The sequence below is a fragment of the Paraburkholderia sp. GAS448 genome (assembly GCF_050435685.1).
Classification (GTDB): Bacteria; Pseudomonadota; Gammaproteobacteria; order Burkholderiales; family Burkholderiaceae; genus Paraburkholderia.
Genome location: NZ_JBNDKT010000004.1, coordinates 447,014 through 462,886, shown reverse-complemented (window position 1 = coordinate 462,886; position 15,873 = coordinate 447,014). Strand labels below are relative to the sequence as shown.

Here is a 15,873-nt window from a genome sequence, read left to right as displayed (position 1 = left end):
GCGCTGCCGCGAGCCGGCAGCGCGATGCAATTGACCACCACCTTGGGGAGAGCGCCATGACACCGCTTCGTTACATTGACCTGCCGGTTTTCGAGCGTGCCGCATTTGAACTGGCGTGCGCCCGTCGCGGCTTCGCACCCATGCACTTCGAGATCACTGGGTTCGCAGAGACGACTGGAGCGACGCCGAACCGGCTCGTCACCGTCCGGCGTGGCAGATGGGCGCAGTCGTATCGCGCTCACCCGGCGTGTTTGTGGGTGAAGGATTTCGAGTCGGATCTGACGTGCAATTTCTTCAGATGAGATGGCACGCCCAGCCATTCCGCGGACATCGAAATCCTGCCTGCGAGCAGAGCCCATGACCACATCGATCAGGAAGACGATGCTTTACCTGCTGCTGATACAGGGGGGGAATTATCTGTTCCCGCTGTTGCTGCTGCCGTTTCTTGGACGCGTGCTTGGAGTGACGGAGTTCGGTGTGCTGGCGTACTGTCAGGCGATCGTCCAGTACCTTATCCTGCTTACAGACTACGGTCACAACCTGACCGCTACGCGCCTCGTGTCAGTCAGGCGTAACGAACCGGAGGCACTCGCTGGTGTTTTCTCGGCGACGATGGCAGCGAAGCTCGCGCTGACGCTTGCATCGTTTGTGCTTCTGCTCATCGGCCTGCTGGTGGTGCCAGGGCTGTCCGCGCACTGGCCGATTCTGGCGGCGGCGTTCGTCGGTGTGATCGCCAACGCAGTGACGCCGCTCTGGTTCTTCCAGGGGCTGGAGCGGATGAAGTCGCTCGTGCTGCCGACGTTCGTGTCGAAGGCGGCGAGCCTCGTCTGCGTGGTGCTGCTTGTAAAAGGCGAGGGGGATGCGGCGCTGGCGGCGCTTGGCATCAGCCTTGGCAATGTCGTTCTGGCAGTCGCAGCGTTGTGGATTGTCTACCGGCAGCGGCTGGTGGCATGGGCCTTTACGCCGCTTCGGTCGATTCGAGAGTCGTTGGGAGAGGGGTTTCCTGTGTTCCTGTCTCTCGTGCTGGTGAGCTTCTACGTCAACTTCAATTCGATCCTGCTCAACCACTTTCACGGACCGACAGCGGTGGGACAGTTCGCGATGGCCGACAAGGTGCGTGTGGCGGCGCAGGCCGTGTTCATGATGGTGGGGCAGGCGTTCTACCCGCGCATCAGCCAGTACAACGCCACGAACCCGGCGGCGGCGCAGGAGCTGATGCGCACAGCGATGATGGCGGTTTTCGGCTGCTCGGTGAGCCTGTTTGTCTTCATCCAGTTGTTTGCGGGCTGGGGCATCGAGATGTGGCTGGGTGAGCAGTTTTACGCTTCGATCTTCCTGCTGAAGCTCGAAGCGGTGCTGCTGCCTGTCATCAGCGTCGCATTCGTGTTCGGCAATCTGGGTTTGCTCGCCCTGGGCCGGACGCGCGCGCTGAAGAATGTCTATGCGGGCGTCACCGTGTTGCATCTGATCTACGTCGTGCCACTCACCCTCTATCTGGGCGCCGAAGGCACGATCGTGTCGGTGATCCTGACAGAGCTGTTCGGTGCGGTGGCGTTCGCGTGGCTCTATTTGCGGGAGGTGCGCCCGCCAGCCCATGCACGCGCTCAAGGATGAGGAAGACTGGAGGATGCGTACGCCGCAGTCGCATCCGGATTGAAGCTGCCGCACGGGTGCCGGTGGATGCGACAGGGATGACAGGCGAAGGGGGAAATCATGATTCTCGTGACGGGCGGAGCCGGTTTCATCGGCGCGAATTTTGTGCTCGACTGGCTCGACGGTGTGGACGAAGCCGTGGTCAACGTCGACAAGCTGACCTACGCCGGCAACCTGGGCACGCTCAGGTCGTTGCATGGCGACCTGAGTCACATCTTCGTGCGTGCGGACATCTGCGATCGCGCCGCAATGGACATATTGCTGGCTGACTATCAGCCGCGCGCGATTCTGCATTTCGCAGCGGAAAGCCATGTCGACCGCTCGATTCATGGCCCCGAGGATTTCGTGCAGACGAATATGGTCGGCACGTTTACGCTGCTCGAGGCGGCACGCCATTACTGGAAGGATCTGCCCGCTACCGCGAAGGAGACGTTCCGTTTTCTGCACGTCTCTACGGATGAGGTGTTCGGGTCGCTATCGCCTGACGATCCGCCGTTCGCGGAGACGAGTCTCTACGCGCCCAACAGCCCGTATTCCGCGTCCAAGGCGAGCGCCGATCATCTGGTGCGTGCCTGGCATCACACCTATGGTTTGCCGACGCTCACCACACATTGCTCGAACAACTACGGCCCGTTCCAGTTTCCGGAGAAGCTGATTCCGCTGATGATCACACACGCTCTCGCCGGCAAGCCGCTGCCTGTGTATGGCGACGGACAGAACGTGCGCGACTGGCTCTACGTGGGCGATCATTGCAGCGCACTTCGCGAAGTGCTGGCGAGAGGCCGGCCGGGCGAAACGTACAACATTGGCGGCTGGAACGAAGTGAAGAATATCGAAGTCGTGCACACACTGTGCGATTTGCTCGATCAGCTTGCACCGAAGGAGTCGGGCTTGTACCGCGACCAGATTACATGGGTTGCCGATCGTCCGGGCCACGACCGGCGCTATGCGATCGATGCGCGCAAGCTTCAACGCGAACTGCGCTGGAAGCCTGCCGAATCATTCGAAAGCGGTCTCGAGAAGACGGTGCGCTGGTACCTGGAGCATCAGCAATGGGTGAACGACGTGGCTTTCGGCGACTACCGCAAATGGGTGGAGACCCACTATGCGCGAAGCGCGTGAGCGACCGGCTAACCGGACAACAGACTGTTTCGCAGCGAGCCAGAGGGAAAGGGCGGCGCGTCATGAAGCGTAAGAGGATTGTTCTTGCCGGGGGATCCGGCACGCGGCTTATCCGGTGACGCATGCCGTATCGAAGCAACTGCTGCCGGTCTACGACTATCCGCACTGATACTCGGCGATAACATCTTCTACGGACACGAGTCCGTGCTAAACCTTTTGACGGAGAAGCGCTTATGGCGATCCAGGTAACTTCGACTGCGCTCGCTGAAGTAAAAGTGATCGAGCCGACCGTATTCGGTGATGCGCGCGGCTTTTTCTACGAGAGTTTTCATGCGGGCGAATTCGCTGAAAACGTCGCGCACGGCGTCGAGTTCGTGCAGGACAATCACTCACGCTCGGCGCGTGGCGTATTGCGTGGCTTGCACTATCAGATTCAGCATCCACAGGGGAAGCTGGTTCGCGTCGTGGCCGGTGAGGTGTTCGACGTCGCCGTGGATATTCGCCTGAGTTCACCGGACTTCGGCAAATGGGCGGGCGTCTACCTGAGTGCAGAGAACCACCGGCAGATGTGGATTCCGCCGGGGTTTGCACATGGCTTTGTCGTGTTGTCGGAGATTGCGGAGTTCGTCTACAAGACCACCGACTTCTGGTTCCCCGAGCATGAACGCAGCCTGCTGTGGTGCGATCCTGAAATCGACATCGACTGGCCGATCGAGTTCGAGCCTGTGCTTGCCGCGAAGGATGCCGCAGGCAAGCAATTGTATGAGGCGGAATACTTCGCGTGACTGCTACGACGGGCGTATGTCCGACACAGCGTTATTTCCCGCGCGGGGTGTCTTTCGCGGGCTGAGGTTCGCGCAGCGGATCGAGCAGCGACGACAGGCCGTTGTGATCGATCTCCTGCATCAGCGCCAGTAACCGGCCGATCTCTCCGGGCGGAAATCCGTTGTTCGCAAACCAGTTGAGATACGGCCCAGGCAGATCGGCGATGAGCCGGCCCTTGTACTTGCCGAAGGGCATGACACGGGTCACGAGAAGTTGCAGGTGTTCGGGGTTCATTGCGTATCAGGTTTTCATGGCGCCGATTTATCGGCAAGTGCGCCAATGATGCCTGACTTGCTGGGTGCCATCCATAACCCCTGACGCAAAAGCTAAAACCTGCTCACTATCCATGAGAATTTCAGGGAGGTGATTCAGATCCTTTTTCGTAAAGAACTGGTCGTCGCCAATTTCGCGGGCGATGCGGTTGTACTCAGCTTTTAGAGCCTGCTTGCTGGCATTCTTAAAATCAAACATCGTGGGGCTTACTCATTATTATCGGTATTCGTCAATCTCGATGGTGCCTCCTAGTGCCTCCATCAACGCCCGAATGTCGTCAGGCACATCAGGTACTCGGTCGCCGGTCTCGTTGTCCCAGTAGCACCAAAACCGAACTTTTACGCCTTCGCGCCCCAGCAACTCACGAAGGCCTGGCCGCGACAGGTTCAGGCGCTCGATTAGATAACGTAAGTGCGGTTCGAGTTGATCGCTACGAACAAAGGATTTGCTTCCAACGCCCCACAATCCGACTCGGCCCGGCGCGCGACTCGGCCGACCGGAGGGCGTAATGAAGTGGCCCCCCTTGGTAATGGCAGTGTCTGGCCTAAGGCCAAAATACTCGGTCCAAAACTCAGGGACGACCGAATCACCCATTACATGAAATGTTGCGTGTGCTAGTTGATGGTCACTCATCGATGATTCCGTTAGTTAGCCCAATCGTGGAAGTTGGCGACGAAATTTCCGTTGAAGTAGACATCGCCGATGTCGTGCCAGATGACGTTATCCGCTGGTCCAAGGCCATTGTCGGGTTTGAAGCTATGCAGCATGTCGCCGAACGTTTTCTGGTCGTATCCAAGCATCTTCGCGGCAAACTTCGGGTTGTTCGTGGAGGCCGCGAGCTCTTCCACATCACCGCTTACCGGGTCCGGTGTGTACTCGAACGGCTGAGCATTGCCGAGCGGTGTAAAGGTATTGCCGCTATCGTCGGCGGTTTCATCCGCGTCGAAGTCACTGCCGAACGCGGCACCGGCCACGGCCCCAACCACGCCGGGCAGACCACCACCGACACCTCTTGCGGCCATCGCGCCGCGTGCAGCGATGAGCTTGGCTTCCTGCATGGTCGGGTCATACGGGCCGGACAGGATCGGCTCGCCGCTAAAGGACGGCGGGCCTGAACCTACCCCGGAAAAAGCTGCCCATGTCTGTCCGCCGTCAGCCGATCCACCGCCTCCCGAATGCCACCGCTCCGGCGCAGGTACAGGACGAGACACCTGGGGCCGGGAGCGCCATTCGCGATTGATGACAGGCACCAGCCGACCGTCTGCCACTGCTTTCCGGAGCACGCGCTCGATACCCGAGTTGTCTCTAGGCAGGTCCCAGTGGACCACATTCAGGATATCGCTCAGGAACGACTGAATCGTGTCTAGTTCCGTCTCGCCGGTCACGGTTCTCAGGTCTCGGCGTGGCCGGAAGTACCGGTCAAAATCTGTCCGGTCCTGCTCGAGTTGCTTGCGTTCACCGCGCCGCATAAAAGCAAGCCATTCTCCGGACGGGCTGCGGTAATGGCTGGCCAGCACCAGCGTACATTGCCAACCGGTCTCCAGTGGTACCGAGAGCGTATTCCATTGCGACATAGGCAAACCTGCTTTGCTCGTTATGACCGACAATTCCAGGCCGGGCCCGGTGCGTCAACACTTTGCCGGGCCGCTTGATTCTTGAAGGCGTAAACCTAGCAGATCACCGGGCGGCTATGTTCTTGGGATACCCACGCGAACGAAAAAGCCGACCATCGCGCTTTGGTACACAATCCACGCCCGAGGGGAAATGTGTGCCTTAAGGTGTACCTTCAATCATTCGGTGCGGTTAAATCTTGTTGAGCGTCGATTTGATTTTCTCCCCATAAATAAAGGGATATCATCAATTTCTTGGGCTTTTCTGAGTCTCCCCGAGAGTGTATTTACGGAGAAAAACATTCAAGTTCAGGCGCGACACGCCCATGTTCTGCAAGGGGGCACTCTTCGGTTGCGACGGCCATCGGAGCGACATGGCTTCTTTGTCCTCAAAGACGGTGGTGGATTGTATGCAAGCGGTAGATTCTTCACCATAAGACGAATCTCAAGCGCGGAGACTCTGTGCTTCGTGGTGCAAGCGGCAGAAAAAAAGATAAGTTATGCAAACTGATGGCTGGTGATCTGCACAATGCGCCGTTCAGGGATCGCGCTGTCGATAGCGTTGAGATCCCGCCGCCAGAAGCGCCACTATGCGAAGAACCACGCTCTGGGCGCACTGACATCAGCCCGGCTCAACAAAGAGCAATGCGATTCCCATTGCGGCCTGTCAGACGAAGATGTCCATCACGGGCCAGTTCCGTGCGAGCGCGAGTGCGCGAAGCCGGGCGTCGGGATTCGTCGCGACGGGATGCGTCACACGTTCCATCAACGGCACGTCGTTGATGGAATCGCTATAGAAGTAGCTTTTGCCAAAATCCGTGAGTGCATGCCCAAGCGTTGCCAGCCAGCTTTCCGTACGCACGATCTTGCCTTCGCGAAAGCTCGGCACGCCGACCGATGTGCCGGTATAGCGGCCGTCCGGGTGTTCGCCTTCCGTACCGAGTTCGATCCCGAGCAGATGCTCGACCCCCAGCGCCTTCGCGATCGGCTTCGTGATGAAGACGTTCGTGGCGGTGACGATGCAGCACAGATCGCCGGCGTCGAGATGCCGCTTCACCAGTGCAAGCGCAGCAGGGCGAATCGCGGGCAAGATGACCTCGTGCATGAACTGTGTGTGCCAGGCGTCGAGCTGCTCGCGAGTGTGGCGCGCGAGCGGCGCGAGCGTGTAGTTCAGGTAGGCGGTCATGTCGAGCGTGCCGGCCGAATACTGGCGGTAATACTCATCGATTTCTTCGGCGTGACGCTTGCCGTCATCGATGCCGAGACCGGCCAGGAAGTGAGCCCATGCCTGGTCGCTGTCGAGCGGTAGCAGTGTGTGGTCCAGATCGAACAACGCAAGATTGCGATTCATCCCTTTCCCTTGTTCCTTTTTCTCTTCCGTGTGTCGATCTGATCGTTCCTCGCCTGTGCCGGGCGCGGCCGTTCCCGTTCGTCTTCTACGTTCCGGCCGATCGTAGTTTTAAATACACAAAATTGCAATAAGGCAAAATTGTGCAACACTAGCGATATGGATCCCTGTTTGTTGCTGCCCTGTGGCGCGCGGGGTAAGGGGATGACCGAACGAATCTTCGCGCCGTATTGCTTATGTCCTGCACTGCCTTATGCTGATCCTTCTCAACCTCCTGTCCGGCGTGGCGTTACTGGTCTGGGGTTCGCACATCGTGCGCACGGGCATCCTGCGTGTGCTGGGCGCCGACCTGCGGCGCATCCTTGGACATAGCACGAACAACCGGGTCAAGGCATTCTGCTCGGGCGTGGGCGTGACGAGCCTCGTGCAGAGCAGCAACGCAACCGCCGTGATCGTCACGTCGTTTGCCGCACAGGGCTTGCTGCCGTTGTCGAGCGGGCTCGCGATCATGCTGGGCGCCGATGTCGGCACCGCCTTGATGGCGCGGATTCTGACGCTCGATCTGTCGTGGCTGTCGCCCGTGCTCGTGCTGGTGGGCGTGCCGCTCTTTCTGTCGCGCAAGCAAAACCGTGTGGGGCAGGTGGGGCGTACGATGATCGGCCTTGGCCTGATTCTGCTCGCGTTGCACCTGATCGTCGAAGCGGTGCAACCGATGATGCACGGCGCGGGTGTGCGCGTGATGTTCGGCGCGCTGACTGGCGACACGATGCTCGACGCGCTGGTGGGCGCCGCGTTCGCGATGATTTCGTATTCGAGCCTCGCCGCTGTGCTGCTGACTGCGACGCTCGCTTCGTCCGGCGTCATATCGCTCAAGGTCGCACTTTGCCTGGTGATCGGTGCGAATCTCGGCAGCGGCCTGCTGGCGCTGGCCGGTACGCTGGCCCAGAACACCGCCGCGCGGCGGCTTGCACTTGGCAGTTTTGCATTCAAGCTGGCCGGGGCTTTGCTGATTCTGCCGTTCACCTCGCTCCTCGCCGCCGGCTTGCCGATGCTGATCAGCATCCCGCGTGAAGCGGTGGTCGGTTTCCATCTGATCTACAACACGCTGCGCTGTATCGCCTGTGTGCCGCTGATCGAACCGGTTGCGCGCCTCTGCGTCCGGGTGCTGCCGGAGCGCGCGGAGCCGAATGCTGAACTGCGTCCCCTTCATCTGGACATGGCAGCGCTGCCTACGCCGGCGCTTGCGCTTGCCAACGCTGCGCGCGAGGTGTTGCGCATCGGCGACCTCATTCGCGCAATGCTCGATAACGTTGCCGAACTGCTGCATCGCAACGACCTGCAGAAGGCGCGCGAAACGATACGCATGGACGACGACGTCGACCATCTGTACGCCGCCGTCAAGACTTACCTCGCACGTATTTCACGCGAACAGCTGGACGTGGCCGAGAGCCGGCGCTGGACCGACATCATCTCGCTGACGATCAATCTCGAGCATGCGGGCGACATCATCGAGCGCATCGTCGGTGATATCGAAGAAAAGAAGATTGCCCACCGGCTTGCGTTCTCCGAAGAAGGTCTCGGCGAGCTGGAGGATCTGCACGCGCGGCTCGTCAGCAATCTGCAGCTTGGACTGTCGGTATTTCTCAACAACGATCTGCGCAGTGCGGAAAGACTGCTGTCGGAGAAGGAACGCTTCCGCGATCTCGAGCGCGCCTATTCATACAGGCATCTTGACCGTCTGTCTGGTCAGACGCTGCGCAGTGTCGAAACGAGCGCGCTGCATCTCGACCTGATCAGCGACATGAAACGGCTGAACTCATTGTTTTGCTCCACGGCGTATCCGGTGCTCGATGCCGTTGGCGCGCTGCATGAGACGCGGCTGCGCAAGCGGGCGGTGGAGGCGATGCACAGTCCAGCAGAATAGGACCGCTGCGTCGTCTCTGAGCGCCACGTTACACGCTGGCGCTAGGCCAGCATGACCTTGCGGAGCTTTTTCTTCAGCAGCGGAAAGTCCGCGGCTTCGGTCGCTTTGCGGTTAGTGATCAGCAGATCGATGTGCTCGACCGGGCAATACGCAATGCGGCTGCGTTCGCCAATCTTGCTGTAGTCGGCGAGGATCACGACGCGGTCGGCATTCTCGACCATCGCGCGTGCCACTTCGGTCTCGGCATGGTCGAAGTTCGTTGCGCCGCTCCGATGATCGACGCCGACCGGCGACAGCAGCGCGACGTCCGCGCGATATCGCTGGATCTCCGCGATCGTCGTGCCGCCGATGGTCGCCATCGAGCGCTCGCCGATCGAGCCGCCCAGCAGAATGACTTCGTTCGCGCTGTGGCCAGGCTCGGTCGCGCCGCGCATCTTGAGCGCCACGTCGATCGAATTCGTCACGATTGTCAGATTGGCGAGTTTCGCCAGTTCCTCCGCGAGCAGGGCGGTGGTGGTGCCGGCGTCGATGAAGAGCGTCTGTCCGCTTGCAATGACGCCGGTCGCCGCCTTCGCAATCGCAATCTTGGATTTGACGCGCGTATGCGCGCGCTCGGCGATGGGTGCTTCGTCGCCGGGCTTGATCGCGCCGCCGTGGACCCGTCTCAGCTCACCGAGCGCTTCGAGGTCGAGCAGGTCGCGGCGCACGGTTTCGCGCGACACGCCGAGGTCGCTCATGATGCGTTCGGTCGACACCCGCTGCAGCGTCGAAAGCAATGCGCGAATACGCTGATGACGGTCTTCCTGCCACATGCATTTTCCCCGGTGATAGATCTATTTCGGATGGCCCCAGACCAGTGGCGTGAAAGCCATCCGGAAGACGTTGAGCGGGTATCCACCCGCGCGATTATGGGGGTACTTTACCTGGTCAATGTTGCACTTTATTGTCAGCTTGCAAATTTGTGTATTTGATTTTAGCCTTGCTTCGAACTGTGGATTTGACCTCATCCGAACATCATATTTTCGAAAAGGAAACGAAATGTCCAGATTCGAACATCTGATGTCGCATTTGGCAACGTGGCTGTCGTATGCTGGCGGCATACTCGTGTCGCCGGCCGGGGTAGCCGGCCATTGCGATCGGGCCGCGCTGCGCCTTGTGTCCGCTACGCGACAGGCCAACTACCGCCCGGCGGCAAGTTCACCGATACTACGATGGTCCTCGCGCGGCAGATCTGGCAATACGCTGAAGAAAGTACAGTCGAAAGGCGTATGGCAGGAGCTCAGGTGCGCAGCAGGGCAGTCCAACCGGGTCGATCCTGAAGGTAAGAAGACGTGGGAAATCTGAATGCTCATGCCGAGTCTGCCAGCTGGCCGTATCCGCGGCTGGTCGCGCATCGCTGCGGCGGCACGCTGGCGCCTGAAAATACCCTCGCGGGTTTCGATGCGTGTGTGCGCTACGGCTATCGCATGGTCGAGTTCGACGCGAAGCTTTCCGCCGACGACGAAATCTATCTGCTGCACGACGACACGCTCGACCGCACGACCAACGGCCACGGGCCGGCCGTCGACCGCACGTGGCAGGAACTCGCGCAGCTCGACGCGGGCGCATGGTTCGGCCCGCGCTTCACGGGCGTCCATCTGCCTACACTCGCCGAAGCTGCCGCCCGTTGTGCGAGCGACGGCCTTGCCGCCAACATCGAAATCAAACCCTGCCCGGGCCGTGAAGTAGAGACGGGACACCTCGTCGCGCGCGCTGCGCTCGATCTGTGGCGCACGCAGACGCAACCGTTGCTGTCCTCGTTCTCTTTCGAGGCGCTCGCCGCCGCACGCGACGCGGTGCCGTCGCTGCCACGCGGCATGCTGTTCGGAGCCATTCCCGACGACTGGCTGCGCATTGTCCGCGAACTCGATTGCGTGTCGTTGCATGCGGATCACAAACATCTGAACGCGCAACGAGTGGCCGACATCCATGCAGCTGGCCTGCGCGTGCTTGCCTATACCGTGAACGATCCCAAGCGCGCGAGTGAACTCGCAAGATGGGGCGTTGACACAATTTGTACAGATTGCATCGATATCATCAGGGCCGGCGCGGTCACCGCGTCGCCTGCTTCGCTGTAAATGCAGAACGAGCAAGAACGGGCAATGGCGTGCAGCAGGCGCGACGTGTCGCCGAAGACCCATTCAAATAGTCGTTTTCCCAACGTAGCAATTTTCGGCAGAGGTTAAAAAACCATGAACCGGACCTGGGCAAGTTCTTTTCTTTCGATGACAGCCATCGGGGCAGCGGCTGTCACGTGCATGAATACGGCGTCTGCTGCGCCGCCTGACGAGCTCGTCAAGGCCGCGAAGCAGGAAGGCCAGCTGACTGTCATCGCGCTGCCGCACGACTGGTGCGGCTATGGTCCGATGATCGCAGCTTTCCAGGCGAAGTACGGCATCAAGATCAATGAGCTGAATCCGGACGCCGGTTCGGGCGACGAGGTCGAAGCGATCAAGGCGAACAAGGGCAACAAGGGTCCGCAGGCGCCCGACGTGATCGACGTCGGCCTGTCGTTCGGCCCGACGGCCAAGGCCGACGGCCTGCTGCAGCCGTACAAGGTATCGACGTGGAAGTCGATTCCCGATTCCGCCAAGGATGCCGACGGCTACTGGTACGGCGACTACTACGGCGTGCTCTCGTTCGAAGTCAACGCCGACATGATCGACAAGGCCCCCACTGACTGGGCCGATCTGCACAAGCCCGAGTACAAGAACGCCGTGGCGCTGGCGGGCGATCCGCGTTCGGCCAACCAGGCGATCCAGGCCGTGTATGCGGCAGGTCTGTCGTCGGCGAAGGGCGACGCATCGAAGGCGGGTGCGGCCGGTCTCAAGTACTTCGCGGACCTGAACAAGAACGGCAACTTCGTGCCGGTGATCGGCAAGGCCGCATCGCTTGCGCAGGGCACGACGCCGATCATCGTCCGCTGGGACTACAACGCGCTGGCTGACCGCGACACGCTGAAGGGCAACCCGAAGGTGCAGGTGGTGGTGCCGAAGACGGGCGTCGTCGCGGGCGTCTATGTGCAGGCGATCAGCGCGTACGCGCCGCATCCGAACGCAGCGAAGCTGTGGATGGAATATCTGTACTCGGATGAAGGCCAGATCGGCTGGCTGACCGGTTATTGCCATCCGATCCGCTACAACGAGCTGACGGCCGCGAAGAAAGTGCCGCAGGCGCTGCTCGACAAGCTGCCGCCGGCAGCCGCGTACAAGACCGCGGTATTCCCGACGCTCCAGCAGCAGGACGCTTACAAGGAAACGGTCACGAAGCAGTGGGATACGGCGGTTGGCGCCAACGTGAAGTAAGCGGGGCAGCAAAGCTGGAATGGGCGGGCGGCGCGCGGTCTGCGTCGCCCGCTTCACATCTGGCGTCCCGTTCCTGTCGCGGCAGACCTTGCATCGCGACAATCTGTTTGCCTGAGGGTGACCTATGAGCAGTCCATCGAATCTCGGGTCCGCACCGCCGGAGCTTCAGGCTCCCGTCGTGCTGACACCGGCGCCGAACGTGAAGGGAACCGGACAGTCCGCGTCGCTGTGGACCTGGGTCGGCGTGCTGCCGTTCTTCCTGTTCGCACTGCTGTTCCTGATCCTGCCGACCGGCTTCCTGATGGTCGGCGCGTTTCAGGATTCGCACGGTCACTTCACGCTGACGAATTTTCTCGGCCTGTTCGAGCCGACCGTGCTCGACGCCTACTGGATCAGCTTCAAGGTGAGCGCGGCGTCGTCGATCGGCGGCGCGGTGCTGGGTTCGCTGCTCGCGTGGGCCGCGGTGCAGGGCAAGCTGCCCGGCTGGATCCGTCCGACCTTGATGACGTTTTCCGGCGTCGCATCGAACTTTGCGGGCGTGCCGCTCGCGTTTGCGTTCATCTGCACGCTTGGCCGCGTCGGCCTCGTTACGCTGCTGCTGAAGAAGTTCACCGGCATCAATCTGTATTCGACTGGCTTCAGCATTCTCAGCTTCTGGGGGCTGACGATCACGTACCTCTACTTCCAGATTCCGTTGATGGTGCTGATTGTCACGCCCGCACTCGATGGGCTCAGGCGCGAATGGCGTGAAGCATGCGACTGTCTCGGCGGCACGGCTTTCCAGTACTGGCGCTATGTCGCGCTGCCGGTGCTGTGGCCGAGCGTGCTCGGCGCGACGCTCCTGCTGTTTGCAAATTCGTTCGGTGCGGTGGCGACGGCGTATGCGCTCACGGGCAGTTCGCTCAACATCGTGACGATCCTGCTCTTCGCGCAGATTCGCGGTGACGTGCTGCACAACCAGAACCTCGGTTATGCGCTCGCGCTCGGAATGATTCTGGTCACGGGGCTGTCGAATGGCGGCTATATCTGGCTGCGTTCGCGCGCGGAAAGGGGGCGTCGATGAAATCGCAATCCCGTGTGGGTGCATGGACCGCGATGATCGTCGGCACCGTGTATTTTCTGGTGCCGCTCATCGCGACATTCGAATTCAGCCTGCGCATGACGCGCGGCACGTATAGCTTCGAAGCCTACAGGGTGGTGTTGACCGACCCGCGCTTTCAGGCGTCGTTCGGCTATTCGATCCTGATGGCGCTGCTGACGATCGTCGTCGGTATTCTGCTGGTGGTGCCCACTGCGTACTGGGTTCAGCTGCGTTTGCCGAAGCTGCGGCCGCTCGTCGAATTCATCACGTTGTTGCCGCTCGTGATTCCGGCCATCGTGATCGTGTTCGGCTATCTGCGCATCTATAACAGCAGCTCCATTCTGCCGCTCACCGCCAACGAGCGCGCGACGGATCTGTTGCTGGTGTTCGGTTACGTGACGCTGTCCCTGCCGTACATGTATCGCGCTGTCGATGCCGGTCTGCGGGCCGTCGACGTGCGCTCGCTGACTGAAGCCGCCGAGTGTCTCGGTGCGAACTGGCCGACCATCCTCTTCAAGGTGATTTTCCCGAACATCCGCTCAGGCATTCTGTCTGGCGCGTTCCTGACCTTCGCGGTGGTGATCGGCGAATTCACGCTGGCGAGCCTGCTCGACCGGCCTGCGTTCGGGCCGTATCTGCAGTTGATCGGCGCGAATCGCGCCTATGAGCCGTCGGCACTCGCGATCATTGCATTCGCCATTACCTGGGCCTCGATGGGGCTGATCCAGGTATTCGGGTCGGCGCGCTCGTTCGCCGCACAAAAACCCTGATGAACTGAGGCGTCCAGTCATGGCATTCCTTGAAATCGACAATCTGCACAAGACGTTCGCATCGAATACGGCGTTGCATCACTTCGACATGAAGATCGAGCGCGGCGAATTCATTACGTTTCTCGGGCCGTCCGGCTGCGGCAAGACGACCGTGCTGCGCATGATCGCAGGCTTCGAAACGCCGACGCGCGGCACGATCCGGCTCGACGGCCGCGACGTCACGCATCTGCGCACGCGGCAGCGCAAGGTCGGCATGGTGTTTCAGTCATATGCGCTGTTTCCGAACATGACGGTGGCCGCCAACATCGGCTTCGGCTTGCGCGTGGCGGGCCGTCCCGAGGCGGAAATCCGTCAGCGCGTCGAAGAGATGTTGCAGCTCATCAAGCTGCCTCAGCTTGGCGAGCGCTATCCGTGGCAACTGTCGGGCGGCCAGCAACAGCGTGTCGCCCTGGCGCGCGCGCTGGCCAGCAAGCCGCAGGTGCTGCTGCTCGACGAGCCGCTATCCGCGCTCGATGCGAAGATCCGCATCTCGCTGCGTCAGGACATCCGCATGCTGCAGCGTGAGCTCGGCATCACGTCGATCTTCGTGACGCACGATCAGGAGGAAGCGCTGTCGATCTCCGACCGGATCGTCGTGATGAACGAGGGCCGCGTCGAACAGGTGGGCACACCCTCCGAGATCTACAACTATCCGCGCACGCGCTTTGTCGCGTCGTTCGTCGGCACGCTCAACATACTCGCGGGACACGTCGTGGACCCGACAACGGGGAAGATGGTCGTCGACGGCCAGGAACTCATCACGACCCAGGAGCTGGCTTCCGGCGATGCGGGCAAGAAGCGTCTTCTTGCGTTGCGGCCTGAAGCGATCGTGCTCGAAGCGCCGGCGCCGGGACGCAACACGCTGGCAGCGACGGTCGAAGACGTGAGTTTTCTCGGCGCCGTGGTGCGCATCCGTGCCCGTGTGAAAGAGGCGGTGATTTCGCTCGACGTGTTCAACGATCCGAATCGCAGCCTGCCCGAACGCGGCCAGCCGGTCGCCCTCGGTTTTTCGCACGAAAACCTGCTGGTGCTGGAAGAGGGCGTATAAGCGAGCCTTGCGGGGCTTGAGCGGAGGCGCTGGCGGTGCCAGGGGGGCTCGCCGCCCTGCCACCCGACCCAATGTGGGTTGGACCGCAAACGGCGGGCCGCTAATGAGTGCCAGACCACAATTTACGGCATTATCAGATTTCTCCTGCGTCTTTGAATGGGTATCGTAAGTCGAACCTTTCAAAGACGGAGCACTCATGGGGCTTCACCGCGATCTGACCAACGCGCAATGGGACAGCGTAGAAGCGCTGTTCCGCGAGTTCCGCGCACGCAAGGACCCACGCGGGCGTCCAGAGCGCAATACGCGCGCGGTGCTGAACGCCGCATTCTGGATCCTGTCGACGGGCGGCCCGTGGTCGACACTGCCGAGCCGCTATCCTGACCATCGAACGTGTCATCGACGGTTCAAGGCGTGGTTCGAGGCAGGCGTGCTGCAACGCGTCTTACGCGAGTTGCACGGCGAGGCTGGCGAGGCGATGTGCGAGGCAATGGCCGCGCGGATGCGCACAACGCACACGGCGTGTGCGGGCAAAACCGCGCCGGTGCCGGGTGCAAGGTTACGGCGCGTGCGCAATGAGCCACGGGCGTCCGCTGGGGAGCGAGGCGAGGCTACCCGCTGATCTGCATCGCCGCCATCCGCAGAAGCACAAACGAAAAAGCCGGGCGCTCACTTGCGCCCGGCTTTTGTTCTTCCAGCGAGAAGGGTTAGCTGAACAGCTTCATCGCCTGAATCAGCGTGTTCACGACACCCCACGACAGCGGGATCAGCACGTATGCCCAGAAAACGATCAGCTTGCCTTTGCTGGACGGTTGAGCGGCGCTTGGGTTGGCCATGGG

At 60.9% G+C, this 15,873-nt stretch carries 18 protein-coding genes and 1 pseudogene; 12 read left to right on the top strand and 7 right to left on the bottom strand.

Annotated elements, in window-relative coordinates; genetic code table 11:
* Positions 1–56 precede the first annotated feature (56 nt).
* From P3T23_RS11120 to rfbC, 5 genes and pseudogenes are all read left to right on the top strand, one after another.
* Positions 57–302, top strand: coding sequence for a hypothetical protein (locus P3T23_RS11120; protein ID WP_429316192.1), 246 nt, complete (start codon positions 57–59; stop codon positions 300–302).
* Positions 303–357: 55 nt separating this feature from the next.
* Positions 358–1,614, top strand: a complete 1,257-nt coding sequence (locus tag P3T23_RS11115; protein WP_429316191.1) for a flippase — start codon at positions 358–360, stop codon at positions 1,612–1,614.
* Between the two features lie 99 nt (positions 1,615–1,713).
* A complete protein-coding gene (rfbB, locus tag P3T23_RS11110; protein ID WP_429316190.1) occupies positions 1,714–2,775 on the top strand; it encodes a dTDP-glucose 4,6-dehydratase in 1,062 nt (353 codons plus the stop codon).
* A gap of 62 nt (positions 2,776–2,837) precedes the next feature.
* Positions 2,838–2,938, top strand: a pseudogene (locus P3T23_RS11105) (sugar phosphate nucleotidyltransferase); the annotation flags it as partial.
* Positions 2,939–3,008: 70 nt separating this feature from the next.
* Positions 3,009–3,560 (top strand): dTDP-4-dehydrorhamnose 3,5-epimerase, encoded by a 552-nt coding sequence (gene rfbC / locus P3T23_RS11100; RefSeq protein ID WP_429316189.1) that lies wholly within the window; start codon positions 3,009–3,011, stop codon positions 3,558–3,560.
* A gap of 31 nt (positions 3,561–3,591) precedes the next feature.
* Here the strand turns inward: rfbC and P3T23_RS11095 are convergent, their stop codons facing one another.
* The 5 genes from P3T23_RS11095 to P3T23_RS11075 form a co-directional block, all read right to left on the bottom strand.
* The gene (locus P3T23_RS11095; RefSeq protein WP_429316188.1) at positions 3,592–3,834 is read right to left on the bottom strand and encodes a DUF3820 family protein; all 243 of its coding nucleotides are present in this window, start codon (positions 3,832–3,834) and stop codon (positions 3,592–3,594) included.
* A gap of 27 nt (positions 3,835–3,861) precedes the next feature.
* Positions 3,862–4,071, bottom strand: coding sequence for a hypothetical protein (locus P3T23_RS11090; RefSeq protein WP_429316187.1), 210 nt, complete (start codon positions 4,069–4,071; stop codon positions 3,862–3,864).
* Between the two features lie 18 nt (positions 4,072–4,089).
* Positions 4,090–4,467 (bottom strand): DUF4279 domain-containing protein, encoded by a 378-nt coding sequence (locus P3T23_RS11085; RefSeq protein ID WP_429316244.1) that lies wholly within the window; start codon positions 4,465–4,467, stop codon positions 4,090–4,092.
* 50 nt (positions 4,468–4,517) lie between these two features.
* Positions 4,518–5,480: a hypothetical protein gene (locus P3T23_RS11080; RefSeq protein ID WP_429316186.1), complete on the bottom strand. Its 963-nt coding sequence runs from the start codon at positions 5,478–5,480 to the stop codon at positions 4,518–4,520.
* Positions 5,481–6,150: 670 nt separating this feature from the next.
* On the bottom strand, positions 6,151–6,834 hold the full coding sequence (locus P3T23_RS11075; protein WP_429316185.1) for an HAD family hydrolase: 684 nt from the start codon (positions 6,832–6,834) through the stop codon (positions 6,151–6,153).
* 250 nt (positions 6,835–7,084) lie between these two features.
* Between P3T23_RS11075 and P3T23_RS11070 the strand changes: the two genes are divergently transcribed.
* A complete protein-coding gene (locus P3T23_RS11070; protein WP_429316184.1) occupies positions 7,085–8,755 on the top strand; it encodes a Na/Pi cotransporter family protein in 1,671 nt (556 codons plus the stop codon).
* A gap of 41 nt (positions 8,756–8,796) precedes the next feature.
* Here the strand turns inward: P3T23_RS11070 and P3T23_RS11065 are convergent, their stop codons facing one another.
* Positions 8,797–9,567 (bottom strand): DeoR/GlpR family DNA-binding transcription regulator, encoded by a 771-nt coding sequence (locus P3T23_RS11065; RefSeq protein ID WP_429316183.1) that lies wholly within the window; start codon positions 9,565–9,567, stop codon positions 8,797–8,799.
* 519 nt (positions 9,568–10,086) lie between these two features.
* On the opposite strand from P3T23_RS11065, the gene ugpQ reads away from it, so the two are divergent.
* From ugpQ to P3T23_RS11035, 6 genes are all read left to right on the top strand, one after another.
* Positions 10,087–10,872 carry a glycerophosphodiester phosphodiesterase gene (gene ugpQ, locus P3T23_RS11060; RefSeq protein ID WP_429316182.1) on the top strand — a complete coding sequence of 262 codons (786 nt, stop codon included), beginning with the start codon at positions 10,087–10,089 and terminating at the stop codon, positions 10,870–10,872.
* 114 nt (positions 10,873–10,986) lie between these two features.
* Positions 10,987–12,099, top strand: a complete 1,113-nt coding sequence (locus tag P3T23_RS11055) for an ABC transporter substrate-binding protein (protein ID WP_429316181.1) — start codon at positions 10,987–10,989, stop codon at positions 12,097–12,099.
* Positions 12,100–12,223: 124 nt separating this feature from the next.
* A complete protein-coding gene (locus P3T23_RS11050) occupies positions 12,224–13,162 on the top strand; it encodes an ABC transporter permease (protein WP_429316180.1) in 939 nt (312 codons plus the stop codon).
* Positions 13,159–13,950 carry an ABC transporter permease gene (locus P3T23_RS11045; RefSeq protein WP_429316179.1) on the top strand — a complete coding sequence of 264 codons (792 nt, stop codon included), beginning with the start codon at positions 13,159–13,161 and terminating at the stop codon, positions 13,948–13,950. The genes P3T23_RS11050 and P3T23_RS11045 overlap by 4 nt, the downstream gene beginning before the upstream one ends.
* 19 nt (positions 13,951–13,969) lie before the next feature.
* Complete coding sequence (locus tag P3T23_RS11040; RefSeq protein WP_429316178.1) at positions 13,970–15,037, top strand: ABC transporter ATP-binding protein; 1,068 nt, start codon at positions 13,970–13,972, stop codon at positions 15,035–15,037.
* 196 nt (positions 15,038–15,233) lie between these two features.
* Positions 15,234–15,656 (top strand): transposase, encoded by a 423-nt coding sequence (locus tag P3T23_RS11035; RefSeq protein ID WP_429316177.1) that lies wholly within the window; start codon positions 15,234–15,236, stop codon positions 15,654–15,656.
* An 85-nt stretch (positions 15,657–15,741) separates the two neighbouring features.
* On the opposite strand, the gene P3T23_RS11030 is transcribed toward P3T23_RS11035, so the two are convergent.
* Positions 15,742–15,870 (bottom strand): MFS transporter small subunit, encoded by a 129-nt coding sequence (locus P3T23_RS11030; RefSeq protein ID WP_429316176.1) that lies wholly within the window; start codon positions 15,868–15,870, stop codon positions 15,742–15,744.
* Between the last annotated feature and the right edge of the window lie 3 nt (positions 15,871–15,873).